Annotated in this window: 2 protein-coding genes; both read left to right on the top strand. The window is 40.4% G+C overall.

Annotation, left to right across the window (positions count from 1 at the left end; genetic code table 11):
* On the top strand, window positions 1–537 hold a 537-nt coding region (locus ACLS0A_RS10945), incomplete at its 5' end, for a Mu transposase domain-containing protein (protein ID WP_416083501.1).
* A 19-nt stretch (window positions 538–556) separates the two neighbouring features.
* Window positions 557–1,282, top strand: a complete 726-nt coding sequence (istB, locus tag ACLS0A_RS10940; RefSeq protein ID WP_416083503.1) for an IS21-like element helper ATPase IstB — start codon at window positions 557–559, stop codon at window positions 1,280–1,282.
* The last annotated feature ends 71 nt before the right edge of the window (window positions 1,283–1,353 follow it).

The raw sequence follows: 1,353 nt of genomic DNA, 5'->3' as shown, positions 1-1,353 counted from the left end.
GATTCTCACCGTTATAGCGTACCTTGCCACCTATGTGGAAAAGAGGTGATTGCTCAAATTGGGGCTCAAGAGGTCGTGCTTGTTTACCAAAACCAAATTGTTTCTCGTCATCCGCGTCAATTTACTAAAGGCGGAACCAGCTATAATCCTCTTCACTATCTCTCTGCGTTAAAACAAAAGCCCGGTGCATTACGTCATGGGGAACCTTTTCAAGGTTGGGCGCTTCCTCCTGCCATTAAAACCCTTCAACACCATTTACTTAAACAACCGCGAGGCGATAAAGCGATGGTAAAAGTATTAAGCTTAATTGCGGATTTTGGTGAAGAGGTTGGGGTAACCGCTGCAGAACTTGCTTTAGAGCAAGGATTACCGACAGTCGAAGCGGTTCTCAATATTATTTTAAGGCTAACTGAACCGACTATTCCTAAAATTGAGAGTAAGCATGTGGCTCTTTCTTGCCCGCCTAAAGCGAATCTCAGTCAATTTGACCAACTTTTGCAATATCGCAGAACCACTTCTTTTCCCCCACTAAAATAAAGCTATTAAGGAGATAATAATGGAAAGACAAGACTATATTGACTTACTTCAACAACTTAAACTTCCTACTATGGCAACTGAATTTGATGACATCGTGATTGAGGGAGTAAGACGTAAACGCCCAACATTAGATATTCTTGCTCGATTGTTGAATGTGGAGATAACACAAAGAAAGATTAACCAAACATTAGGGCGGATAAAACGAGCCAAATTTCCGCAGCAGAGAACCTTTGCAGAATTTGATTTTACTCATAGCCCCTTAGATGAAGCGCATCTTCGCTTACTATGCGAGGGAGATTATATCAAGACAAAGCACAATATTATTTTAGTCGGTGGACCTGGAACAGGGAAAACCCACTTAGCAACAGCCTTAGGACTACAGGCGGCAGAGCAAGGCTATAAGGTCCGCTTTTGGAATGTGTTGGATTTAGTCAATCAACTTGAGTTAGATAGCCAAACTAAGCAATTTAAGCTTGTTTCTCAAATGACCCGCCAGGATGTCATTATCCTGGATGAACTGGGGTATTTACCTTTTAGCCAAAAGGGGGGAGCGTTGTTGTTTCATTTAATGAGTCAACTTCATGAACATACCAGTGTAATAATCACGACAAATCTTGAGTTTTCAGAATGGGGAACATTGTTTACGGAGGCAAAGATGACGAATGCACTTTTAGATAGACTCATTCATCACTGTTATATATTGGAAACAGGGAATGAATCTTATCGATTTAAACATCGTAATTAACTCATTGAGGATAATTGAAGTGGATCACTTTTGATGGATCTTTGTGGTTCAATTTTAGAAGATCATTGACA

It is taken from the genome of Avibacterium volantium, assembly GCF_049366555.1.
In the GTDB taxonomy this organism is placed as follows: Bacteria; Pseudomonadota; Gammaproteobacteria; order Enterobacterales; family Pasteurellaceae; genus Avibacterium; species Avibacterium volantium_A.
The sequence above is the reverse complement of the archived record's forward strand: the minus strand, read 5'-3'. Positions and strand labels throughout refer to the sequence as shown.

Coding starts and splice junctions, on each gene's coding strand:
- istB (WP_416083503.1), top strand. CDS start 557: ATGGAAAGACAAGACTATATTGACTTACTTCAACAACTTAAACTTCCT.